Here is a 22,952-nt window from a genome sequence, read left to right on the forward strand (position 1 = left end):
CAAGAGGTCGCGCTTGCTTTACCTTTCGATAAACTTCACACTCACTAATCCCTGTTCTTCGCTATTTAGTGATGTCTGCCAAATCGGCATGTGCAGCTTTGATCAAGTCATCCGCGGTCAGAATGATTTGCGTACCCTTCTTGCCGCCGCTGACAATGATATGGTCAAGCGCACGGGCGGACGCATCGATGACCGTTCGGTACTGTTTTTTCATACCAATCGGCGAACAGCCGCCACGCACATAGCCGGTGTGTTTTTGAATGTCTTTGACGTGGATCATTTCCACCTTTTTCTCGGAGACTGTCGCAGCCGCTTTTTTCAGATTTAACGCTTCAGCAACCGGAACAACAAAGACATAGAATTCGCCGCTGTGTCCTTGTGTGACCAGTGTTTTAAACACAAACTGCGGATCTTCTCCTACTTTCTTTGCAACGGAAACGCCGTCAATCAATCCATCACTAATCGTGTAAAGCTGCACCTGATAAGGGATGCCCTCTGAATCTAAAAGACGCATCGCGTTCGTTTTCGATTTCGATTTTCCCATAAGACCTGCACTCCTTTTACCTGTTCATTCTAACATAGGCATCGGGAAGACGCACAATGCCCAGATGGTACTTAACGGCAAGGAAAAAAGCGCCCGGTCCTTACTTCTGCAGGATGTGACGACTTTCGCGTTGCATACAGGACGTACTTTCACAGGATGTGATGACTTTCGCGTTGCATACAGGACGTACTTTCACAGGATGTGATGACTTTCGCGTTGCATACAGGACGTATGCGTACTTAGCGAAAGGTCCTTTAGGAAAGGTCCCTTAAGAAAGTTTCCTTAAGAAAGGTCCTTTAGGAAAGGTCCTTTTGCTGCGGCTTTGATTCATTGTGCCTGACGGGCACTACAGCCGCTCGCTTGCCGTGGGCGCACCACGAGCCTCCGCAGACAGGCAGGAACCTGCGCGATCTCGCTGGCGCCAGCGCATCTCCGCTTTGATTCTTAGCCAAGACACTGGTCTATGGGTTTGAAGATGGGGCAAAATCTTATACTTCCTTTTCCTGCAAAAAAACCGAAGCGGCCCCCTTTTCCGCTTCGGTCATTTCTATTTATCTATTTCGTAATTTTCTATCTCTTTGTTATTGCACTTCCATGTGCAGATCTCCGGCTTTTACCCAACCAGCGACCTTGATTGCGCGGTAAAGCACATAAGTGATGATGCCGGGGATCAGGATACCCGCAACAACGAAGGCGAGCAGTCCTTTAACCCCCTGAATGGCCAGTATGTTCAACGGAGCGATGAATGAACTGAGGCCAAGTCCGCCGAGTTCGTAAGGAACCTGGAAATGAAGGAGCATCGTTGCAATCGGTGCACTAACGATTGCTGCGACAAATGGAGGAATGACCAGCTTCGGATTTTTCACGAGATTAGGGAATTGTACCTTAGGCGTCACAAGCGCTTGCGCAAAGAAACCGCCGAAATCATTTTCTTTAAACGACATCACCGTAAAGCCAACAAATTGTACCGTACATCCAATAAGTGCTGCCGCACTCGAAACCGGATCAAGCTGCAGGGCAATTGCCAGTGCGGCCGATGACGCCGGGGACATCAGGAAGATGCTCCATACCAGTGCGATGACCATCGATGCAATCAGTGGAGAGCCTTGGACGGAGTTCGTAATCTGACCGCTCACCCAGTTCAGCGCCGGTGTAACAACAGCTGCCAGGCCGACACCGCAGAGACCGCCGACAAATACGGAACAGAACGGAATCGCCATCATATCGAATTTCGTTTTGCCACTGATCTTCTTACCAATGTAAGTCGCGATGACTGCCGCAACCACTCCGCTGACCGGCTGCCCCGGTGCAATCGTCAGTACTTGAGGTGCCGCTGATTGAATCACAATCGCATTCGCACCGATCGCCGCACATGCCATCGCGCTAAACATGGTCAACGTATTCGCCCTGAGCTGATAAGCAATACCTGCACCGATTGCCGGGGCGAGCAGAACCTTTGTCGCGCCTCCGATAACCATAAATGGATGATAGCCCGTGAATTTTCCCAGCGTTTCAAAGAGAAGCCCAATCCCTAATGTTACTAAAATTGCATTTGCAATCCCCGCCGAACACTTATACATTCGATCCATGAAATAATCCTTCATTCTCTGTTTCCTCTCTGTCTTCATCCTTTTTCGCTCCTTAATAAATTTTCTCTCATGCAGAAATAATCAAAATATTCCGCCACAAAGAGCCCCAATTGATTTTATAATGCCCTCTTACAGCAACAAAGTGTTCCGCCAATGCGTAAAAAAGCCGAATAAAAAAACCTACCCGCGTTCCGGATAGGCGCCTCTGCGATTGCTTGAGGGCCTACTTTTAAAGATGAAAAGCTGGACTCAAACAATTCCATTATGAAAACAATGGTCTTTGTTTCAGTCCTTCATGTGCGCAATCGCAAAATAATTCGAATCAAGCCGTTCACTACTATGCGGTTAACACGATGTGCCATGATTCTCACTCCTGTTTTCTGACTTTTTGTGGTTGACACTGATATTATCAGAATTTTGATCACTTGTAAATACCCAATCTACGTTTTAATTAAAAATTTTCTGTGAATAATACATGAACATTAAGAATCGCATTAGATCAGGCATAACTCGATCTGATTTGTTAGATTTTCTTACCTAATTGCGCTTTCTTATCTTGGAAACATAAGGATGATCCGTCACCCAGTATCGCCAAGGATAGTTTCGTGCCTCACCGGTGTTCTCAATACCAATACGCGGCCCCCGACTCACATGCTGAGGGATAAAGCCATGTGCAAGATAAAGTGGCGGCTCGGTGAACCGTCGGCCATAATCGTCACGAGTAATGTTCAGAGCCTGGGTAAGTTTGCCGGGCCCATTTGTTCGGTCGATGGCACGTGCGACCGGCCTTCGTGAAGCGATAAGCGCCTGTCCGTCTACCGGCTCGACAGCACGAATCAGGATGGCCTCAGGCACGCCGATCGGCCCGCTCACTACGTTCACAAGTGTATGGGTATGCATGGTGTAGGTGTAAACATGACCTGCTGAAGAGAACATGATTTCCGTTCGTTTCGTCCGTTTATTGCCGAAACTGTGTGCAGCACGATCCATCGCGCCCATGTAGGCCTCGGTCTCAACGATATAGCCGGAAGCCGTGCCTTGCGCCGATTCTTTGACCAACAAGCAACCAAGCAGTGCCTTGGCTAACGCTTGCGTCGGTTTTTGAAAAAATGTACTCGGTAAAATTTGATCAATCATCCTGAAGCCTCCACCAAGTTATATCGTTCTAACGCTCAGGGACAATCCCGCCGTATAGCTGAGTCTCGTGATGCGCCTGTGCCCAAGAACGATCGCCATAAGAATAATGCCACCATTCCGACGGATTATGCGTGAAGCCGGCATCTTCCATCAATTGTTTTAATCGGCGTCGATTATCCCGCGCTTGCCTTTCCTTAGGACTCAGTTCTGTTTTCCCTTCGTAATAGTCCAAATAGGCGACCTCGGTAAAGTCATCAAAATCGGTACCCATCTCAAGCCAGCCTTTCTCATCGGCAAGCGTCAGATCGATTGCTGCTCCAGTTTGATGCGGTGCCGGTTTCGCAGGGTCGGTTGACGGATAAGCCACAAAACCGGGCATTTCCTTTTTGATCTTTTCCTCTGAATGCCCTGCTTTGCGAAATTGGGCCACCGTCTGCGTATAGATAAAGCGTTGTGTTTCGAGAGAGCGCCATCCATCAATCAGAACAAGCTTTCGTCCCTCAGGGAGTTGCGCCGCAATCGCGAGTAGTTTATCCGCAACGCCTTTTCTCAGAAACAAGTCCTCAGCCGTTCCCGGCATTCCTTGCAGAAAATAGGAAGGGTAAATGGTCATCTTCGAAGAACTGCCGGCCATTGATACCAATGGTTCACTCTGTTTTATAAATGCTTGCTGCATCATGTTCCCTCCTCAACCTTTCTTCCATTTATTTGTTCTTTAATTCACTCAAAGCGTCGCCTTTACCTACCCATTCGGCCGGAATACCGACACGGATCATGAACGAGCTGCCATAATCTGTTCATAGGCGCGTTTGATCTGCGCCACCTTTTCATTCGCTGCTTTAATGTCCGCTTCTGATGCACCTTGGCTCATCAGACGATCAGGATGATTGTCCTTAATGAGCTGACGGTATTTTTTCTTGATGACTTGATCTGAATCACTCGACGTGCAGCCAAGCAAGCGATAGCCCTCCTCAAGGCTTGTCTTATTTGACGTCCTGCTGCCGGAAGATTGTCCAAAAAATTGAGCCTTAATCACTTCATAGTGACGAGCAAGACCGAATATCCCGGCAGCCGTGCTGATCATTGCATCTTCCTCCGGGCGTAGCGCCCCGTCGGCGACAGCAATAGCAAGAAGTGCCGTCACCGTGTCTACCAGTACATCGCGGCGACCGCCCAGCGAATCATAGAGATTTTGCGCAATCGATTCAAAGGACTCATCGGAATAACGCGATTCATTGAAGATGGTCATGATCTTGCGCCGCTGCTGCCTGCTCGGTTGAAACGCCTGGCGCACAATCAAGTCCACCTGGCGTACTTCGTTTTCCGAGACCACGCCATCTTGTTTTGCCAGCTTGGCAAAAAGCTTTACGATCCACTCCACTTGGGGCATGAGTGTTTCCTCGTCCGCCTGATGCGTTTGTCCATCAGTCCCGTATGTAAAGGTTTGCCCACAATTTGGACATGTCCAGCGCCCTGGAATATCGTCGATAACGACTGAGCTACCGCAGTAGGGGCATGTATGCGTGACTTTTCGGGTCCACTGCATGCTCGGACCCCTTCTCCCTGCCGCGCTCCTCCGTGAAGAACCGCTTTGCCGTATCGTCCTGGGCAGAAAAAATAGAATGATCAGTGCAAACACTTTAAAGAAGAAGCCTGCAATGAACCAAAGCACCACATTCCTTCTCTTTGTCGACGCAAACAACGCGCAAGCAATGCCGAATAAAATTCTCCATGTCACAAATGCTCAAACCCTTCCACACTTTCGTTCGTGCAACTTGATAATTCAATAATAGCAGAAAATCCTTAAGCTTTGATAAATGTCGCAGAATGTTTAATTGAAATCCGACTGCCGCTTTCTCCGAAAAAAGCAAACGCTGATCAACAGTGCAAACACGCTGATGACAATCAAAAACCACGCAAGTTCGGATAAGTGCGCTTGGGTAACGGAACTGCCGAAAATCAGTCCAAGTATGGCTGTAGATCCAATTGACCCAATGAACCGGCATGTTTGAAAAAGGCCTGAAGAAATACCGACTGCTTTTGCCTGTGCGGCATCAAGCATCGCCGCTTGAAGTGCTACATTGCAGATTCCGTAACCGATACCGAAAAGGACGAGGACGGTGCCGATGAACCATAATCCGCTTTCTGCAGCAAACAGCAGAAAAACAGCACCTGCGGCAGTTAAGGCAGCACTAACCTTAATTGGCATTTCGGTCCCCTTTCGCTCAATCCAGCGCCCACAAAGAAGCGACACAACCACACTGGCCGCCGACATAAACAACATCATCGCCCCGCTGGTCCGCACACTCAATCTCAGTCCGCTTTGAAAATAATTCGGCATCCCGTAAAACAAACAATAATTGACAAGATTCATGAGGATGAACAGCAAATAAACCACGGACAAGCGATGGTTTTCTTTAAGTAAAACCACATCAATAAATGGACGTTTGCAATGCCATTCAAAGCAGGCAAGGGCGGTAAAACAGATCACCGATACGATTAAAGCGAAAAAATGCGGCGCATGTTCCAGCTCGAGTAAAAACCACAGCAAGCTAACTATGCCAAATGAAAACAAAGCGATGCCGATGAGATCCAGCCGTGCAAGCAGCGTTCGTATCCGCAATTTTTCCTCCTTCACGTCCCTCGGGATGACCAAGCATCCAAGAATGAAACTGATGCAAATAAACGGCAAATTGACATAGAAAATACTTGGCCAGCCGCCCCAGACAATCAAGAATCCGCCAACCGTCGGGCCGAAAGCAGTCATGACCGAAGCGCTGATCGCAAGAACCGCCAGTGCTGTGCCTTGTTTTTCATGGGCAATATAATCATGGACCAGAGATACGCCGGAGGGATAAACCGCGCTGCTTCCCGCCGCCTGAAGCAGTCGAAAAATCAGCAGAAAAGCGAATGCCAGCGCAATAGGCGCAGCAAGTGACGCGCACGCGGCAATGACCAGTCCGGTCAGGAACAAGTTCTTTCTGCCGATCAGATCCCCCATTTTTCCCGCAATCGGCTGACCGACCGCACTCACAAGATAGAAACCCGAGATCAGCCACGAAACCATGGCAAATGAAAGCTGATAATCGTCCTGAATGCTGTGCAATGCGAGCGCAATCATCGATGAGTTTAAAGGATTCAGCAGCGTCCCCGTGGCAATAGCTGTCATGAACACCGTAGCTTTTTTCTTATTTCTTGTCACAGACGTCGCCTACTTTCAAAAATCTGATCCTTAAAATCCATGGATTTGGTTAGCATCACATTAGTATTTTTTCCCCGGTTGTGCAAGTTAAAAAGGGTTACTGTTCTTTATCAGGATCAATGCCCACAGACAAAACTGGCAATGAATCATCAGGAGGTACTTTATTGATACGCATTTTATTTCTTATGGCAATGATTAGCTATATATTGGCCACTTTGTTGCCGCAGCAGCAAATCTTGAATCAATCCGTTTCTGCACTGTGCATGCTGATCGTGCTCTTCAGCTTGCGCCGTGTGCGCGGACTGGCGATGGCATTCGGCTTGTCTTTCTTATGCTTAGGCAGTCTCATGCTCCTCATCAGCCATGCAGCAGCAAGCTCATTTCTTTTGTCGTTCGGCGAAATGATTCAAATGGTCACGCTCTTTACAATGGTACCGATTCTGGCACTTCCGATTCGCCTCGGCCGCTACGCACAAGAGCTCCATCTCATCATCAGAAAAAAGGTGGGCAGCCCGTCTCATCTTTACAGGCTCATTTCATGTATCGCTTTTTTCTTCAGCTCCTTCATGAATCTGGCTGCTCTTCCGCTTGCTTATCATGCCGTTGCTTCATCAATTAATCATTTTCGCATTGAACATAAGAGCCGCTGGATCAACTGCGCCATCACTCACGGCTACGCGATGCCGCTCTTATGGAGTCCGATCACGCCGATCGTCGGCACCGTACTCTACTTGACCGGGACAACTTATGCACAGATTCTGTTGCCGCTTATCTTATTGAGCATTTGCGGCGTATTGCTTGATTGGCGGCTCGCCGGAAACGGAACATCCCGCTTAGACTATGTTTCAGCAGAGCAGGAAACGGCCGTCGCGCGTGCTGAAACCGTCCATTCCGGCCAGCCCAGACGCAAACCCTGGCAGATCGCTGCGGCCGTACTGGCACTGAACGGTGTGATCCTTTTGCTTGATCACCTCTCTTCATTCAGCTTTCTATTTTTGGTCAGTGTAATTGTGTTCCCTTTTGCACTGCTCTGGTGCTGGTTAATTGGCCAAGCCCGCCCATTTTTCACTCGTGTTAAGGACCATTTCTCAACCTATATTCCCCATATGCAGAATCAATTTTTTATTTTCCTGACCGCCGGATTTTTTATCACGGCGCTTCGCATCTCGCATACCGATACGGTGATTACTCAGGGGGTGGAGGTTTTGATCCAGTTCACCGGATTGAGGGCGTTCCTTGTGCTTCTGCCGCTCATTCCATTCCTGCTGGCCTTCATTGGTCTGCACCCTGCAGTTGGTCTTGCGCTGATTGCCGAAGCGCTTAAAACGCAAGCACTGCTTGATGCACCAATCGTAGTTACCGTTGCCATGCTTGGCGGCGCAATTCCCGCCTTTCTGATGGGCCCTTACAATGCAACGCTCGGCATGATGGCTGCATTAATCAATGAAAAACCTCTGACGCTCTCTAATTGGAACTTTCCGTTCACATGGCGTTATCTGCTCCTGTTGACCCTCTTCGTACAGCTGCTCTACCTCTGTTTCAGTACGTAATGCAAGTCCGGCAACTTGTAATGAATCAAGCTGAAATCGGAACGCATCAAAACTGTAACGAAAAGGGTTGCTTCTCCCAAGTTTTTCGCGCACTACAAAAAGCAGATGCAATGGCGCACCTGCTCCATACGTATTTATTTTTTGAATTATTTATCCTGAGCTTTCTCGACAAACTGCATATCGACCAGCTTGCTGTATTGATAACCGTGCGTATAAATACCAGTTTTCTTTACGACATCCATTGGTTTTGCAACGGAAGCTTTCGTAATATAACCGTCCTTGCTCCAAAGATTGTCTTTGTAAGCGCGATCCATGGCTGCTTTCAAGCTCGCGTCCGGGGTGGTTGGGAATTCTTTTTTGAGTACCTTGTAAGCCTCTTCTTTATCTTCATTGACCACTTTCAGCCCTTTAAGCATTGCGTTGACAAACTTTTGAACGGTTTCAGGGTCCTTTTTGATGGTCGATGCTTTGACACTGACGACCGAATAAGCGTAGTCGCCCAGACTCGGGAAGCCGTAGAACGGTTCGTTCCAAGCGCCTTTTTTAATCCCTTCATTGATTTGCGGTTCCCCGCCGTTCGCTATATCCGCTTTGCCTTGTGACACCAGTGATACAACGGCCGCTGCATCTGCCGGCTCATCGAGTTTCACGTCTTTATTCGGGTTCAAACCGACGTTCATGAGCAAATAACGGGTGAGTAGATTCGGGCTGCCCCCGTAGCGTCCGGCCGCAATCGTTTTGCCTTTCAAAAATTTGGCAAGTGCTTCGTCACTGCTTCCGCTCAGTTTCAATTTCTTGTTCGCCATTAAGTAAACATTGGCACGATTGACGACATTGACGACGGACGTAATCGGGTCTTTGCTTTTATAGTTGGCAATCTGATTGGATTCCGGTCCGCCAATCACGCCCCAGGCATCACCGCTGACCACCGACGTCACGTGGGCGCCGCCTGTTGCCGTCACCGCCTTAACGTTTAGGCCTTCTTCCTTGAAGTAACCTTTATCAATGGCAACATAGAGCGGCAAATAGGCAATTAAATGTACCGGTTCGGCGATAACTAAGTTCTTGGTCTTTTGTTTCGACCCATGCGATGCGCATCCGCTCAGCACGAGCGCAGCCAGAAGCAGCAGGCTTACAGCCCATTTTAATCGTTTCATTGTATGCATTCCTCCGATTAAGGTTTGGGGGTTCTCCCTTTCATCAGCACATGTTCCAACCAAACGGTCCCTAAGTACATGACAATCGACAGAATGGAAAGAACAACCACGCCTACCCAGACAAGGTCAATATCAAGCACTTGGCCGGCATATAGGATCATGCGGCCGATGCCTTGTCTGGAGCTGATAAATTCACCGACAATGGTTCCCGCAAGTGCAAGCGAGATGTTGATTTTCAAGATGCTGACAATCCATGGTAACGTTGTCGGCACCACGACTTTCATAAAAACATGGCGACGTTTTGCGCCAAGTGAAACGAGCATTTTCTCAAGGTCTTTATCGACATTTTCGACGCCGCTGTATGCGGCAATGGCTGCGACGATGATCGTCATCAAGAAGGCGAGCACCACCTTAGAATCAAAACCAATTCCGAACATGATGACCAAAACCGGTGCAAGAGCAAGCTTTGGAACCGCATTAAAGGCGATTAAATAAGGTTCGAAGATACGTGAATAGAGATCCGACCACCAAAAAGTCAGCCCAAGCAGATAACCGGCCGCCGTTCCTAGGATGAAGCCAAGGATGGTCGATCCGGAGGTATATGCTAAATCCTGAAGCAGATTCCCCTGTACGATTGCCTTCCATCCGGTACGGACGATCGTACTCGGGCTGCTCCAATAATAGCTGTCCAGCCATCCAATCCGGCTAGATAGTTCCCAGAAAACAATAAGCAGCACCCCAAGAATGATTTGACCGACAATCGCTCGCCGGCGCAGTTTCGTCTGCTCGACGGTTGGATCTTCAATGATCAACTCACTTTTGTCTTTTTCTTCCAACACAATCACCTCCATTCTCGGCAAACTGTTCCCCGTATTTAATGCAATTTCATTCCGATATCCGCTCTTCACGAAGCATTAAAAGCAGCTCCCGCTTCAATTCAAGAAAACGGTCGTTCATCAATGTCTTCTCATTGCGCGGCCGCAGCAGATCAACCTCAATTCGTGCCTTAATCTTGCCTGGGCGATGCGTAAACACATAGATTTCATCCGACAAGTAAATCGCTTCATCAATATCGTGGGTGACAAAAAGAATGGTCTTCTTAAAATCTTGCCAAATCTTAAGCAGCCAGTTCTGCATCTGCATCCGTGTTTGTGCATCGAGCGCGCCGAATGGTTCATCGAGCAGAATCACATCTTTGTCATAGAGTAGCGTACGAATCAGTCCGGCTCGCTGCCGCATCCCACCGGACAATGCATCGGGATGGTCGTATTCAAACCCGCCAAGTCCGTAATGGCGAAGCATCGGCAGTGCCCGCTTACGTGCTTCCTTTTTCGGAACGCCGCGAATCTCCAGGCCGATAATCACATTGTCTAAAATCGATCGCCATGGAAGAAGCAAATCCTTTTGCAGCATGTAGCCGACGTGGCCGCTTTCCCGGGTAATATCGTTGCCGTCAAGCAGCACCGTGCCGCGGGATGGTCGAATCAGCCCGGCGACAATATTAAATAAGGTTGACTTGCCGCAACCGCTCGGACCAATGATGCTGATAAAGCGACCGCTTTCGACATGCATGTCGGCTTTTTCAAGCGCACACATCGGTTCACCGTTTTTTTTGTAATATTTGCTGCAGTTCACAATCTTGAGCTCACTCATACATGACCACTTCCTTTCGCGGCTTGCGCAGCCTTTTCATAAAAGCAGCGCATCCAAATGAACAGCCACGCGGGATTCGATCCGCTCCATCGTAGCGGCGATCGATGCACGCGCTCACGTTCACTAAATTAGGCTCTAATCATGGTATATGCAGCAAATGGGCGCCATGACACTGATTTAAAAAGGAGAAAGGTCATTACTCGGAAAAATGGTCTCGCCAATGCCTTCATTTCGTTACGGACAACGCACCGGAAACATGTTAGGCTTAATGGGATAACAAATAATGGGAGATGATGATCATCGAAACCGAACACGCCCCCATCCTATCCATGGAAAAGCTAACCATGAGTTATAGCGGCACTCCGGTATTAAAAGGGGTCAATCTTGAGGTAGAAAGCGGACAGGTCATTGGTTATATCGGACCAAATGGCGCTGGAAAAAGTACGACCGTACGCATTTTACTTGGACTTCAACAAGGCTACGGCGGAACGGCGCGCCTGTTTGGCGAGGATATTAAAACCTCCGGCATCGCCTACAAGAGGCGCATCGGCTATGTGCCGGAAACCGCTGAAGTCTACGATATGCTCACCGCGCGTGAATATCTGGTCTTTACCGGCGGATGCTACGGACTCGATGCTGTGAAAGCCGAAAAAAAGGGGCAGCAGCTCATGAATCAATTCGGACTCGCTAATGTTTTCGACACCCGGCTCTCCTCCTTTTCGAAAGGCATGCGGCAAAAAGTACTGATCATCGCCAGTCTGCTCCATAATCCCGATCTGCTCTTCTTCGATGAACCGCTTAGTGGTCTTGACGCAAACAGTGTTCTCGTCTTCAAAGAAATACTGGCTAAACTTGCTGAAACCGGAAAAACAGTCTTTTATTCCTCACACATTATGGACGTCGTCGAGAAAATCAGCGATCGAATTGTCCTGCTCTATGACGGACAGATTGCCGCAGACGGGTCCTTTGAAGAACTAAACGCGCAGAATAAAGAAGGAAGTCTTGAAGACCTGTTCAATCAGCTGACCGGATTTCATCAGCACGCGCAAATTGCCGAAGACTTCGTGTCGCTCGTGGAAGAGGTGTGATCGATGAAGGAAAGTCGTTTCTTAAAAATCACGGACTTGATGCGCCCTGTCTTTGAAAAGTTAGGCGTCAATTATGCAGTGATGCGCCATGTGCTTGCCGTTAAGTTGCTGATGGATGCGCGCCGGATGCCGATTGTCCTTGCAAGCGGCAGGCAAAAAAAGAAAAAGGACAGCAATTTGTTTCTCAAATCACTATGGGTTTATGCTCTAGTCGGCTTGTTTGTCGTCCCGTTTATTTTTCTTAGCAGTGATTACTTATTTAAAACCAGTCTGATTTTCGCCATCATCCTGTTTATGGTGATGACCGCAATGATCGCCGACTTCTCGTCAGTGCTGCTCGATACCCGTGACCAAGCCATCCTGTGGACAAAGCCGATCGATGCGCGAACGTTGCATGCCGCGAAAACCGTCCACCTTTGCATCTATCTGATCTTGCTGACCGGGGCGCTCGGTCTGCCAGCGGCAATCGCCGGGTTGATGCGCTTCGGTTTGGGATTCTTTCTTCTTTTTCTCTTGAATTTGATTTTTATTGATCTGATTTCCTTATCTTGCACGACGTTTGTTTATTTACTTGTCCTTAAATTTTTTGACGGTGAACGGCTAAAGGATATCATCAACTACGTGCAAATTTTTCTTTCGCTCGCGGTTGCGGTTAGCTACCAGTTTGTTATACGCGCTTTTGACGTGACAGCCACACATATTACGCTCACCCCGGCCTGGTGGCAGCTGTTTGTTCCGCCGCTTTGGTTGGCCTCAACCATTGAATGGGTGATTGGCGGGCAGCGAACCGCTTTCCTTAGCCTGCTTGCACTACTTGGCCTGCTGATGCCGTTTATCCTTTTTTCCATTTACCAACGATTCAGCAACGCCTTTGAGCAAGCCGTCATCAAATTAACCGTGCAAGCGGGAAAAAGCAGAACGCAATCCGGAAAGCTAAATCACTTACTTGGCAAACTGCTCTGCCGCAATCTGGAAGAAAGAACGTTCTTCCGTTTCTCTTCATTAATGATGAAACAGGACCGTACCTTCAAGTTAAAAGTCTACCCATCACTAGGGATGGCGCTTGTTTTTCCGTTTATCTTTCTCATTAACAATTTTCATGGATCATCCTGGCATCAGATTGGCCAAGGATCGGGATTCTTTTACGCGTATTTCAGTCTGCTCGTGATTCCAACGGCGCTGATGATGCTGCGCTGCTCAAGTACCTTCAAAGGCGCTTGGATCTACGGCGCAGCACCGATTAAACAGCGACATTCTATTTTTTCCGGAGCGCTCAAGGCAATGATCACGCAGCTCTATTTGCCTGCTTATTTCCTTTTGTCCGTCGTTTTCCTGCTTCTTTTCCGATGGACAATCATTCCCGATCTCGTCGCTATTTTGCTGACTGCATCAATCTTCACCATCATCTGCAGTCACTACTGTCTGGGCGAATCGTTCCCATTCTCCGAACCGTTCGATGCGCAGCCATCAACGGGAAACTTTATGGTTTTATTCCTGTTTCTGATTGCCGGTCTGTTTGCTGCCGCTCACGCGATCGTGCGCGCCATCCTTCCCGGTTACGGTGTGTTTATCTACATTGCGTGCCTGCTGGCTGCCAATTTACTCGTTTGGAAAACAGGATTGAGAGGAAAAGATTAAGAGAAGGAACTCCATTCGAAACAAACAAGGCAGCCACATCGTCGAAAAGCGACGGGTGCGGCTGCCTTGTTTTTAAATGACTCAAACATATATTTGTGAGTATTTGCTTTTATATTTAAAACCAAACCTACAGCAACCCTATTGATAATTAAAGAACTTCCCCCATAACTTTGGAATGCACGAAAAGAGTGTAATTGGTCAACTAAAATAATCAAAAATCGCTGCTGGATAAAAACGAATAGTTTTAATGAGGTGGTTGTGTTGCTAGTTTTTCCATACAGTTACACTGCGTCTATCTTTGGGGGGATACTGGGTCAACACTAAATCAAAATTTAGGTGTAGAAGCTTGTATTCAGTTGATGCTGGATCGTCTAGTGACCTACGCATGCGAACATAGGTCATGCTGAATCAGTGTATCAACTGCATAAGTACAAGTATAAAAGCCAAAAAGGAGATCAAGTTCTTTTCGGCTTTTTTAAATGGGATTGTCTACTGTGTCACAAAGCTCATTCAGAAAAACATCATGTTACACCAATCAGCAACGTAAGAACTATTGACCGATATTTTTTGTATCCTGCTTAAGTGGATCAACCGTATTGCCATTCTTATCCATAATCTGTGTCTTTGGCTGATCTTGTTGAGCTGTTTTGATTACAACAGCACTTCCAATTGCGCCAAGAATCAGCACAGCTAACACGACTAGCCTGACGCTGAAAGTGACATCAATAACTTTCTTCATAGAAGTGCCCTCCCTCTATTAAAAATGTCTATTCCAATCACCGTAAATCATATAACCTCAATTGTAAATAGGATCAGACAGCCAAAGGAACGTGTCACTGTAGATAACGGTGCCATCTGGATTGAAAAATGAATGCAGTTGCGTCACTATCCCCCTATTACTTGCCTGTTAATTCCAGAATTTATTTTTATAACTAACCGACCTGCCAACCCAAAAACATTAGGGTACGTCCATTCCCATAGAACCCCTCATCCATTTTAATACCCGCTCGGGTCATGTATAATTAAGGAAAATAAAACTTTTGGAAAATACGAATCTCATTAATTGTTTACCCAATCATCAATAAAGGAGAGTCCTATGGAAAACCAACAAATTATTGACACCTATAAAAAATTACTCGCTTTTGCTGATGAAGATGATAGTGATAAAAAAATCATTACTTATTTACGAACGCTTGATACAGATCGGTTACAACAACTGCTCACGCTTTATGACTTCCCTAAATACAGTACTTTTTCTAATATGCAATCAGTATTTGCAGCAGGTACCATTGTTGCATTAGTATTCTCTTTTCCTACTGGAGATGTTTACATGTTAATCGCACTCAAACTTTTATATTCTGTTCTTATTTCAGCAGCAGCACTCTGGGTGATTGGCAAAAAATTTTACGAATCGAGAATTAAAAAAATAGCCGAACTATCAGCTAAATATTTTCAACAGAAAAAAGTACAAACATGTATCACGTTTGTACTTAATGAGAAATACAAAAAGATTAGTTGAACGCATTGACTGCGTTTTGTAAAAAAGCAGCAAGGGAGACTACAGCTGCAGCAGTCGCTGCAAGTGTTGCAAGTGCAGCAGAAGTAAAGTAAAGTAATGCTGCAAGGAGCACCACCCCACCCAAAACCCCAAGACCGATGGCTGCATTGATAAAAAATTTTTTTAAATTATAGAATTCATTCTCAGCGGGCACTCTTGCGCCTTCTGGAACGCTTGGATCATTGTAATCAATCGTGTACGTTATTGAAACGGACAAGACTGTTTGATAGGTCTCCGTCACAGGTATACTGTCCAAACTGGTTGAGATGGTATAGCTTACTGTATTTGCAGGGGTATCATAAGAGACTTTATTCACAATATATCCTGAATTTGTTGCTGAGGCGATACCATCCATCGTTGATTGATATTGCTCTGAGTTTGGTACTTCAACCTTTTGAGTTAAGGCCGTCAACCCTTCAGTAAATGGATTCTGAACTTTACCATTTTTTATAGTCAGAACATGATCAACAGGGTTAGTTGGTTCAAGCGATTCAGACAATGTGATCGTAACTTTAAGTAACCCGGTGCTAATTTCAAATGGAACGTCATACTGAATTTTGGGCGGAAGTTCAAAATTTTCAATAGCAGAGATGTTTTTCTTAATTTTGTTGAAAGCATTAACTCTGGCTGCATCTAATTCATCTTGAGTTGGAGTAGTATTCACAGACTCCTTAACATAGTTGATCCCTTTGTCTCTATCTGAGTACCCATCCATGTCCACTTCTACAAAGCCTAATGTTGCGTTACCAACTGTGATGGTGCGGAATTGATCGTAACTCCAATTGCTAGGCATTTTGAATCCTAGATTTCCACTCCAGCCGGTGGACATATCGGATACAAAACTTTTCACCGCATAGCCAGCTTCTGTTACTCTTGAGCAGACATTTCTTGTCCCGTAAACACCAATTCTGTAATTAGGGTAATTATCACTGGTAAATCGCTTTTTCAATCCTGAAAAATATGGAATAATATTTGACGTTATTTCTCCATCAAGGGCATCAGCATCAACAGCGAAGTAAATAATCGTTCCCTCAGGAAGACCCAATTGAACGGCTGCATTAATTGCTGAAATTGCATCGAATACTCCCTGAGTTTCATTAAAATAATTAATACCTCCATCTTTGGGAAAATCTTCATAGATAGGAAAAGCATTTAGTCCGGCATCAAAAATATAGTTCAGCTCTTGTCTCGTTAATGCTTTTGAAGTAGAGCCGCCAACTGTTCCCGTTAAGTATCTTCCCACATAACTAAATCCGGCTCTTTTAAGCACTTGTGCTGTTGAAGCGGTTAATCGTGTGGCTGTATCGCATGCCAAAGCATCACGGTTTGTATCTCCTGCACTTGATAGAAGTCCCTTAATCGTTGTCATGTTTGCGATCCCGGTTTCAGGTAATACCATAAAACTCTGAAATGATTTTACAGCTGACTTCACTGATTCTGAATAGATACCGTCAAAGGCTCCATTATAGAAATCATTAACGCAAAGCGCATATTGTAGAATTCTCACAAATGCTTTTCGTGAGTCCCCAGGTTGTAACGTCGGGCATTTGCTTGTTGTTGATGGGCCAAATGCACCATTAGCTACTGACGGTGATAAGCCTTCCTCGGCTTGAAGGGCATAAATTAAAGCGGTGTTGGTTTGTCGGCCGTAAAGTCCATCGCAAGGTTGCAGTCCTGTATAGGCTAAATAGTCGTGGTTCAGATTTTGTTGAATCGTTCGAATGCGGCTATTTCCGCCTGGTACGAGAACAAAGGCACTCATATCCAGTAGGGCGTCCATGATCGTACTATCTACTGAAGCCGTATCACTGGAAATGCCGGCATCAGCCTTAAAATTCATAATTGTTTCGGCTGTATCATCATTGAAAATACCGGTCCAAGAACCTGGTCCAATTCCCTTGCACCACAGTGCACCTTGAAGAATATAGATTTGATTACCAACCATACCGGGTTCCAGAGTAGAAAATTTATTTTTTGTCTGATCACCAAAATTATCCGCTGGTTCGGCAATCCCTAATTCAATTTGTAGTGCTCTTGTTAATGCATGGACAGTCGTCCAACCGGTCTTTCCATTTTCCGGAATCGTCTCATAGCCATGCCGTCCGTTATACGTTGTGTTTAACCATTTTTGCGTCAATAATACCATTTCATCCATCAAATCACCCACTTAAGTTTTTTTAATCACTTACACCTCAATGTGTCTCTCAGAAACTTGTTTTGTGACGACGTTTTCCACGAAAGTTTTGCAACGCCTTTATTCGGGCTACTATTCGACTTATCCCCTTGTTGAATTGTTTTATCTTTCTTTAACTGTGATCGTCTTCCATATTGAAAAATGAATGCGGTTGCGGTACGGTGGTAGGAAAAGGAGGGAGCTATGAATGGACAAAATAAAGCTGTTCACACTGGGAACGTTACTTGTTGTGCTTTTATGTCTGATAAGTCTTCTCGTATATAGGCCGTGGTCAAGTAACGCTGAGGTTGCCACCACTAAAAAGGGGCCTCAAGTTTCATCTGCACCTTACCAAGATAAGAGTAGTAATCTGCCCGGTTCTTATGGCCTTGATGTATTTATGAAAAAAACAAATAACAATCAAACGGTGATTACATCCGGTTTCGACCGATCGCATAATACGGATCCCAAAAATCTAATCGACGATCATTACTTTCAAAACTATCTATCTTTCATGGCAAACGAACCTGATCAGATCATTGATACTACAGTTGCAGGTCTGCTGTATGCTCTGTCTATCCGTCAAGACGAACTGAAACATGCCGATATTTATGCAGACATTTTATACCGTTGGAAAAGCAAAGACCTTTCACAACTTGCATCCGATAAACAAAAAATTCTTGATCTACAAGAATAAATACCGTCGAATCAATTGCCGATCCGACTCAATATTTGATCGTTGAAATCACGCAGAAGAAACTTCTCCATTTCACAAGAAAGATCACTTTGTGAAAAGTATGTATAAAAAAAAACGACCCGAGGATCGCCTATAATAAATCACCAAGTATTCAATCCATGTTCAGAGGGCCACTGAGTAGGATCATGATCTATGAAGCCAGACTGTAAATGATAATCTCCATCAGGATACTGCCAGCCAGAAACAAATATCTTTCCGTGAACGTCCCATGACGGTGTATATCCATAATTACCATTAGGAATCAAAATTTTGCAATCTTTTCCAATATATCCAAAATTATTCCCGTTATTATCATAAATATTTACCCCTTCATTAAGACCATATTTTGACCCATCAAGATACCGATATCCTGAACCATGTCTGTGAACATTAAAGTCATACAGTGGACATAATCTCATAATAAATCCTGCTCCATAAGTATAATCCCATGCCTCAGTTTCAAAATGATCTGAGCCAGCATCCCAAGCATAAAAATCAGGATAGTTGTCATTAGGAACAGTATTGTGTAAATCTCGAATACTGAAGCGAACGCCGTTTGAAGTCCATCCTTTCAGCCAGCATATCTGCCCAAAACGCGCTCTAATTTCTGAACCGTCAGTGGCGTGTAGCATACAATCCCATCCGGGCTGTCCTGAATACATAAGATAGCAACGCATTTATATCACCTCAATTTATTTAAATTAGCAATGGTGAAATCACCACACCATCATTATCCGTAAATATCCTTTGCTTCATCGACAATCGAATTTTATCGAAAGTTGATCAAACGATGCGACATGACGATGTAGAATGAAGAATTCGATCAGGGTGTTGTTCCTCTTTTGTTTCAATGATTAGACCTTTTGCTGATGCGCTTTCGACACCAGGCCAAATAAGCATTATCACACCTCCACTCGCGGCAAAGTTTTTTCTCTTTAATTCATGAATACCCCTTACCTTTCGGCATATACTGTTGTCTTACAGTTGAAGGTGTCGGCGTTCACACGACAATGTGACAGATAGGTCTTAAGAATTTATTCCATGTGGAAAGCATGTCAGAAACCAACTTATGGAATCATAAAAATAAAGCTAGTCTGCAAACTAACTTTTGGGAGATTTGAAAGAATAAATTTTTTTACCGGTTCATTTGGTGTGACCGAAGAAATTACAAAATAGTTAACAAAGGGATCATTTGGATAAATAATGCCTTTATCAAGACGACATAAAGCATTGGACAGGAAATCATTGTAATTTCCCTTCCAATACGCCTTACCACCCTCTAAACAATCTCCTTGGTTATTGTGAGTAACCATCAATAAATTCATAGTTATCTTCACAAAAGGTATTTTCCTTGACTAAAAAAACAAGAGCAACCATTTCGTGATCATGATCGTGATTGTCTTCGGTTTCAAAAATTACATTGATTTTGTCATCATCATTCACAAGCATACCTTCAATCGAAAAGTTTACTATTCTGCTAAGATGGTTCCATCAGTGCCCTTATAATTGTTCTTCACCAAAAATATTAAAATGCACACTCCCCCCGTAGCGGGCTTCATTCATGGCACTCCCCAGATAAATAGGAACATTTGTTCCCTTTTTATTTTATTATAGATAAACTCAGCTCAATTTGCAATGAGCTGAGTTCGCAGAAATATTCATAGCTTTATCCGTTTGATTATACTTTTCGATTCTTTGATTGAAACTGATTTCTTCAAGGCTACTTAATTCGTTTTAATGAATGGTTTGAATCCTGCCTTTTCTGCTTTTTTTACGAGTAGTTCAGCATTTCCCCAGTCTTGGAAGGCACCGATCTGTACCGAGTAAGTGGCATAAGCAGGGGTTTTTGATTTTGTTTCAGTCTTTCTTTTCGCTCCTGCAATGCTTGCCACCCCTTTTGCATAAACATAAGCAAGGTCATCCAGGAACGTATGATCTTTTAAATGCTTTGCATCATTGAGTGTATCAATGAATAAGGTTTCAACGAGCACAGCTCGCATCTTTGTTTCACGAAGAACTGCGTAATCGGCTTTCTTTTTCCCCCGATCCTTAATCTTGTATTTCTTCAACACCGGAAGGATGGCTTGATGCAGCTCTGTCCGAGCGTTGTCTGTAGCACTTCCCGATGATAATTGATTGTAAATGTAATCCTCGTACCCCGTTCCACTACCTGCATTGACATGAATGGAGAGAAAATAATCAGCATTTTCCTTATTCGCCAACTCGGCACGTTTTGACAATGCAACATACGTATCCTTATTTCTTGTCATTTTCACGATAATATTGGAATAGTCTTCTTCTAAATGATTGCGAACTTTTTTCGCGAGAGCCAATGTAATATCCTTTTCTTTGAGTCCATTTGCAACAGCACCGTTATCTTTACCGCCATGCCCTGCATCCAGATAAATAATCATACAATCCCCCCAATTTATACATGGACGTATTAACCACTAGTTGATTGGAATGCTCGAAATGAATCCTTTGCCCGTTGAACGAGTTTACGAACTTTTGCATCATAGCAATATCCTTCATCCGTCACACGTGCTAAATCATTCCCTCCATACCCTTTACTCAGTGAGTCAATGATTTTCGCATAGCGTGCATTTTTTTTGGCAAACGCCTGAACAAGATTAGTAAATGCATGATTTGATAGATAGGTGTCTTCAGTAGAGGGGTGATCCGTTATGATAATATCGATCAAGCTTACTGATGAGTCGCCGTTAGAATCACTAAGGCTTCGGTCAAGAGAATCCCAGCGCGCTTTGGCATAGGATCGTCCGTCTTTTTCATTTTCGTCCCGTGTCTCGTACTGACGCCATACCGTAGCCTCAGCCATTTTAAAACGATAAGAAACTAATGATTTTAAACGGCCTTTGGTTGGGTCAAAGGATTTAACGGCTTCCCATAATGACAAATTATATGCTGAAATAAAGTCTTCTTTAGGGATTGAAAGATAGAACTGGCTTGCATGACGAACAGCGTTTCCGGCACAACTTCCAATGTATTTTTTTAATCGAATAAATAGCTCTTCGAACAACCGCTCCTTTCTTGATCACTTGCTTTTACATACAGGTTTGCTAAGTTTTCGACAGTTGACCAAAGTTTACAATTTGATGTGTTCATAATAAGTGACCCAACCTCTCAAGTATGAATTCCGGTTTATCCGATTCATCTTGTTGTGTTGACTCATTTCAATTTTTGTGACACAAATATACTTATTTTTTTAAAAACATGTTTACATTTTTAATGCTATAAAAAAAAGAAAATGCCCCCTTATCTTGGGGCTGACTAATGAGTATCGATCATTCTATGGGAAAAGGCTTTTCACCACTGTGAAAGAATCAGCGAATGTGCGACCGGAACTATTCATCCTACTGAATAAAACATATCCTTCTGTTAAATGCTTGTCTACGTTTGATGGAGCAGATTATACCATTACGACGGATTAGCTGCGCCATAGCTCTAACAAAGTTTTATATGCGTTTGACTCTTTAGCATTCAAATCTTTTTCTGCTCGTGTTAAGAGCTCCGCAAATAGTTCAGCACCATCCATTCTTTTAATCGTTGACAAAGCGCGGAATCGATCCACATTAACTTGATCTACTCTGATCGCAAAAGGTCGTTTAGCCACTTGGATATCTCTCCTGTCTAAAAAGCTCATCATAACTCAATTATAGCTTCTTCAAGATAAAAGTAAACATGTTTTCAATAAAACAAAATAAATAAAAGCTGACACAAATCTTAATTTTATTCAACACATTATTTTGAAGCAGGTAAGTCAGGTTCATATATTGTGCCAAAAGAAAGGAGTGACCAAATTATTGACAGATCTTTTAATCACAGAGGCGACAAAGCAAGGATTGTGGGCCATTCTATACATTACTCTCTATTTCTATACATTACGCGAGGGGCGAAGGCAACAGACGATCTCGGCGACACGTGAAGATCAGCTTCGTGATGAAGCCAGTATGCTTCGCAAAGAATGCCTTGATCGAGAGGCGAAATTGACTAATTTCATTGACAATATGGCAAAACAATTTGAGCGGCTTGCAACTCAATATGAAAGGATTGCTGCTGATGTCCAAGAAATTCGTGTTGATCTTGAACATAAAGTCGATCGAACGGAACTCAAATAATTTAGAAAGAGGGAGCTAATATGTTTCAACTCGTTGTTATCGTAGCGCTTGTTACTGGGTTATGCGAGCTGATAAAGCTGTACGTACCCTCCAAAATCATGCCTGCAATTTCGTTGGCAATCGGCATCGCAGCAGGTTTTACATTTATCTCAGGAACCATTCAAGAACATGTATTTAATGGACTTGCCATTGGACTTGCAGCTAGTGGTCTTTTTGATATATCAAAAATGCCTACTAAAAAGTGACCGCCTCGAATGAATTTCCGCTTTACGTCTTGATCAACTTTAGAAGAAACGACCTTTGTTATAGGTCACAAAACGTAAGACACACACCACATATACCGTCGTGAGTGGTGCACAACATCGCAAATAAAATATTTTATATAGGAGGTATGTCCTTATGGCATACGTTAATACAGACGCTACTTATTATTCACCAAATGCAACCTCAGTTGATGTAACTGCAAGTTGCACACCTTATAATCCAGCTAACCATGCAAAAGCAATGGTCATGTTGATTCACAAAACAAGTGGTTCAGCAATCGTTGCCGACACTGTTGTCCAAACCAACACGAAAGCTACATTAACAGATTCACTCGGAATTTTACCAAGTGATCCAAGAGGAACCTACTATGTTCTCATCGTTTGGTACAATTTCGACAATGATCCAGTATTAACGGCTCAATCAAAGGATATTTTTTTAACTAAATAACCAATGGCGTCCCTTCCTAGGGGCGCCTTCTATTTGTTGGATAATTGCCACTATGGTAGTGTACTCTTTATAATAGATTT

General features: G+C 44.5%; 24 protein-coding genes. 8 read left to right on the forward strand and 16 right to left on the reverse strand.

Going from position 1 to position 22,952, the window contains the following annotated elements; translation table 11 throughout:
• Positions 1–61: 61 nt before the first annotated feature.
• The 6 genes from ybaK to AA84_RS0116110 form a co-directional block, all read right to left on the reverse strand.
• Complete coding sequence (gene ybaK / locus AA84_RS0116085) at positions 62–544, reverse strand: Cys-tRNA(Pro) deacylase (RefSeq protein ID WP_028978065.1); 483 nt, start codon at positions 542–544, stop codon at positions 62–64.
• A gap of 581 nt (positions 545–1,125) precedes the next feature.
• Positions 1,126–2,172, reverse strand: a complete 1,047-nt coding sequence (locus AA84_RS0116090; protein ID WP_028978066.1) for a PTS sugar transporter subunit IIC — start codon at positions 2,170–2,172, stop codon at positions 1,126–1,128.
• A 498-nt stretch (positions 2,173–2,670) separates the two neighbouring features.
• Positions 2,671–3,270: a DNA-3-methyladenine glycosylase gene (locus AA84_RS0116095; RefSeq protein ID WP_028978067.1), complete on the reverse strand. Its 600-nt coding sequence runs from the start codon at positions 3,268–3,270 to the stop codon at positions 2,671–2,673.
• Between the two features lie 28 nt (positions 3,271–3,298).
• On the reverse strand, positions 3,299–3,946 hold the full coding sequence (locus tag AA84_RS0116100) for a M15 family metallopeptidase (protein WP_128167377.1): 648 nt from the start codon (positions 3,944–3,946) through the stop codon (positions 3,299–3,301).
• A gap of 96 nt (positions 3,947–4,042) precedes the next feature.
• A complete protein-coding gene (locus AA84_RS0116105) occupies positions 4,043–5,008 on the reverse strand; it encodes a TerB family tellurite resistance protein (protein WP_028978069.1) in 966 nt (321 codons plus the stop codon).
• A gap of 93 nt (positions 5,009–5,101) precedes the next feature.
• Complete coding sequence (locus AA84_RS0116110) at positions 5,102–6,439, reverse strand: MFS transporter (protein WP_037564036.1); 1,338 nt, start codon at positions 6,437–6,439, stop codon at positions 5,102–5,104.
• Positions 6,440–6,636: 197 nt separating this feature from the next.
• Between AA84_RS0116110 and AA84_RS0116115 the strand changes: the two genes are divergently transcribed.
• Entirely contained in the window at positions 6,637–8,022 is a 1,386-nt protein-coding gene (locus AA84_RS0116115; RefSeq protein ID WP_028978071.1) for a hypothetical protein, read from the forward strand.
• Positions 8,023–8,168: 146 nt separating this feature from the next.
• On the opposite strand, the gene AA84_RS0116120 is transcribed toward AA84_RS0116115, so the two are convergent.
• Genes AA84_RS0116120 through AA84_RS0116130 form a run of 3 tightly spaced genes read right to left on the reverse strand, consistent with a single transcriptional unit; the run spans position 8,169 to position 10,832 of the window.
• Positions 8,169–9,188 (reverse strand): ABC transporter substrate-binding protein, encoded by a 1,020-nt coding sequence (locus AA84_RS0116120; RefSeq protein ID WP_081791819.1) that lies wholly within the window; start codon positions 9,186–9,188, stop codon positions 8,169–8,171.
• Between the two features lie 8 nt (positions 9,189–9,196).
• Positions 9,197–10,015 carry an ABC transporter permease gene (locus AA84_RS0116125; RefSeq protein WP_028978073.1) on the reverse strand — a complete coding sequence of 273 codons (819 nt, stop codon included), beginning with the start codon at positions 10,013–10,015 and terminating at the stop codon, positions 9,197–9,199.
• Positions 10,016–10,064: 49 nt separating this feature from the next.
• Complete coding sequence (locus AA84_RS0116130; protein ID WP_028978074.1) at positions 10,065–10,832, reverse strand: ABC transporter ATP-binding protein; 768 nt, start codon at positions 10,830–10,832, stop codon at positions 10,065–10,067.
• 290 nt (positions 10,833–11,122) lie between these two features.
• Between AA84_RS0116130 and AA84_RS0116135 the strand changes: the two genes are divergently transcribed.
• Complete coding sequence (locus AA84_RS0116135; RefSeq protein ID WP_176557806.1) at positions 11,123–11,920, forward strand: ABC transporter ATP-binding protein; 798 nt, start codon at positions 11,123–11,125, stop codon at positions 11,918–11,920.
• Between the two features lie 3 nt (positions 11,921–11,923).
• Positions 11,924–13,558, forward strand: coding sequence for a hypothetical protein (locus AA84_RS0116140; protein WP_028978076.1), 1,635 nt, complete (start codon positions 11,924–11,926; stop codon positions 13,556–13,558).
• A 550-nt stretch (positions 13,559–14,108) separates the two neighbouring features.
• Here AA84_RS0116140 and AA84_RS0116145 read toward each other — a convergent pair.
• Positions 14,109–14,297 carry a hypothetical protein gene (locus tag AA84_RS0116145; protein ID WP_010025235.1) on the reverse strand — a complete coding sequence of 63 codons (189 nt, stop codon included), beginning with the start codon at positions 14,295–14,297 and terminating at the stop codon, positions 14,109–14,111.
• Between the two features lie 357 nt (positions 14,298–14,654).
• On the opposite strand from AA84_RS0116145, the gene AA84_RS0116150 reads away from it, so the two are divergent.
• Complete coding sequence (locus AA84_RS0116150) at positions 14,655–15,077, forward strand: hypothetical protein (RefSeq protein WP_028978077.1); 423 nt, start codon at positions 14,655–14,657, stop codon at positions 15,075–15,077.
• On the opposite strand, the gene AA84_RS0116155 is transcribed toward AA84_RS0116150, so the two are convergent.
• On the reverse strand, positions 15,070–17,271 hold the full coding sequence (locus tag AA84_RS0116155) for a glycoside hydrolase domain-containing protein (RefSeq protein ID WP_028978078.1): 2,202 nt from the start codon (positions 17,269–17,271) through the stop codon (positions 15,070–15,072). The genes AA84_RS0116150 and AA84_RS0116155 overlap by 8 nt on opposite strands.
• A 226-nt stretch (positions 17,272–17,497) precedes the next feature.
• Here AA84_RS0116155 and AA84_RS0116160 point away from each other — a divergent pair, with 226 nt between their 5' ends.
• Positions 17,498–17,986 (forward strand): hypothetical protein, encoded by a 489-nt coding sequence (locus AA84_RS0116160; RefSeq protein ID WP_028978079.1) that lies wholly within the window; start codon positions 17,498–17,500, stop codon positions 17,984–17,986.
• 140 nt (positions 17,987–18,126) lie between these two features.
• Here AA84_RS0116160 and AA84_RS0116165 read toward each other — a convergent pair whose 3' ends face one another.
• From AA84_RS0116165 to AA84_RS0116190, 5 genes are all read right to left on the reverse strand, one after another.
• Positions 18,127–18,657 (reverse strand): hypothetical protein, encoded by a 531-nt coding sequence (locus AA84_RS0116165; protein WP_028978080.1) that lies wholly within the window; start codon positions 18,655–18,657, stop codon positions 18,127–18,129.
• A gap of 664 nt (positions 18,658–19,321) precedes the next feature.
• Positions 19,322–19,468: a hypothetical protein gene (locus tag AA84_RS19145; RefSeq protein WP_156994768.1), complete on the reverse strand. Its 147-nt coding sequence runs from the start codon at positions 19,466–19,468 to the stop codon at positions 19,322–19,324.
• 281 nt (positions 19,469–19,749) lie between these two features.
• Positions 19,750–20,439, reverse strand: a complete 690-nt coding sequence (locus AA84_RS0116180) for an N-acetylmuramoyl-L-alanine amidase (RefSeq protein ID WP_028978081.1) — start codon at positions 20,437–20,439, stop codon at positions 19,750–19,752.
• Positions 20,440–20,468: 29 nt separating this feature from the next.
• The gene (bacL2, locus tag AA84_RS0116185; RefSeq protein ID WP_028978082.1) at positions 20,469–21,062 is read right to left on the reverse strand and encodes a BacL2 family protein; all 594 of its coding nucleotides are present in this window, start codon (positions 21,060–21,062) and stop codon (positions 20,469–20,471) included.
• A 408-nt stretch (positions 21,063–21,470) separates the two neighbouring features.
• Positions 21,471–21,656: a hypothetical protein gene (locus tag AA84_RS0116190; protein WP_010025225.1), complete on the reverse strand. Its 186-nt coding sequence runs from the start codon at positions 21,654–21,656 to the stop codon at positions 21,471–21,473.
• A 190-nt stretch (positions 21,657–21,846) separates the two neighbouring features.
• Between AA84_RS0116190 and AA84_RS0116195 the strand changes: the two genes are divergently transcribed.
• From AA84_RS0116195 to AA84_RS0116205, 3 genes are all read left to right on the forward strand, one after another.
• The gene (locus AA84_RS0116195) at positions 21,847–22,161 is read left to right on the forward strand and encodes a BhlA/UviB family holin-like peptide (RefSeq protein WP_028978083.1); all 315 of its coding nucleotides are present in this window, start codon (positions 21,847–21,849) and stop codon (positions 22,159–22,161) included.
• 20 nt (positions 22,162–22,181) lie between these two features.
• The gene (locus AA84_RS0116200) at positions 22,182–22,406 is read left to right on the forward strand and encodes a hypothetical protein (protein ID WP_028978084.1); all 225 of its coding nucleotides are present in this window, start codon (positions 22,182–22,184) and stop codon (positions 22,404–22,406) included.
• Positions 22,407–22,560: 154 nt separating this feature from the next.
• Positions 22,561–22,872 carry a hypothetical protein gene (locus tag AA84_RS0116205; protein WP_010025341.1) on the forward strand — a complete coding sequence of 104 codons (312 nt, stop codon included), beginning with the start codon at positions 22,561–22,563 and terminating at the stop codon, positions 22,870–22,872.
• Positions 22,873–22,952: the final 80 nt, after the last annotated feature.

The sequence above is a fragment of the Sporolactobacillus terrae DSM 11697 genome (assembly GCF_000648615.1).
Lineage (GTDB): Bacteria > Bacillota > Bacilli > Bacillales > Sporolactobacillaceae > Sporolactobacillus > Sporolactobacillus terrae.

Coding starts and splice junctions, on each gene's coding strand:
- ybaK (WP_028978065.1), bottom strand. CDS start 544: ATGGGAAAATCGAAATCGAAAACGAACGCGATGCGTCTTTTAGATTCA.
- AA84_RS0116090 (WP_028978066.1), bottom strand. CDS start 2,172: ATGAAGACAGAGAGGAAACAGAGAATGAAGGATTATTTCATGGATCGA.
- AA84_RS0116095 (WP_028978067.1), bottom strand. CDS start 3,270: ATGATTGATCAAATTTTACCGAGTACATTTTTTCAAAAACCGACGCAA.
- AA84_RS0116100 (WP_128167377.1), bottom strand. CDS start 3,946: ATGCAGCAAGCATTTATAAAACAGAGTGAACCATTGGTATCAATGGCC.
- AA84_RS0116110 (WP_037564036.1), bottom strand. CDS start 6,439: ATGACAGCTATTGCCACGGGGACGCTGCTGAATCCTTTAAACTCATCG.
- AA84_RS0116120 (WP_081791819.1), bottom strand. CDS start 9,188: ATGCATACAATGAAACGATTAAAATGGGCTGTAAGCCTGCTGCTTCTG.
- AA84_RS0116130 (WP_028978074.1), bottom strand. CDS start 10,832: ATGAGTGAGCTCAAGATTGTGAACTGCAGCAAATATTACAAAAAAAAC.
- AA84_RS0116135 (WP_176557806.1), top strand. CDS start 11,123: ATGATGATCATCGAAACCGAACACGCCCCCATCCTATCCATGGAAAAG.
- AA84_RS0116140 (WP_028978076.1), top strand. CDS start 11,924: ATGAAGGAAAGTCGTTTCTTAAAAATCACGGACTTGATGCGCCCTGTC.
- AA84_RS0116145 (WP_010025235.1), bottom strand. CDS start 14,297: ATGAAGAAAGTTATTGATGTCACTTTCAGCGTCAGGCTAGTCGTGTTA.
- AA84_RS0116150 (WP_028978077.1), top strand. CDS start 14,655: ATGGAAAACCAACAAATTATTGACACCTATAAAAAATTACTCGCTTTT.
- AA84_RS0116155 (WP_028978078.1), bottom strand. CDS start 17,271: ATGGATGAAATGGTATTATTGACGCAAAAATGGTTAAACACAACGTAT.
- AA84_RS0116160 (WP_028978079.1), top strand. CDS start 17,498: ATGGACAAAATAAAGCTGTTCACACTGGGAACGTTACTTGTTGTGCTT.
- AA84_RS0116165 (WP_028978080.1), bottom strand. CDS start 18,657: ATGCTACACGCCACTGACGGTTCAGAAATTAGAGCGCGTTTTGGGCAG.
- AA84_RS0116180 (WP_028978081.1), bottom strand. CDS start 20,439: ATGATTATTTATCTGGATGCAGGGCATGGCGGTAAAGATAACGGTGCT.
- AA84_RS0116200 (WP_028978084.1), top strand. CDS start 22,182: ATGTTTCAACTCGTTGTTATCGTAGCGCTTGTTACTGGGTTATGCGAG.
- AA84_RS0116205 (WP_010025341.1), top strand. CDS start 22,561: ATGGCATACGTTAATACAGACGCTACTTATTATTCACCAAATGCAACC.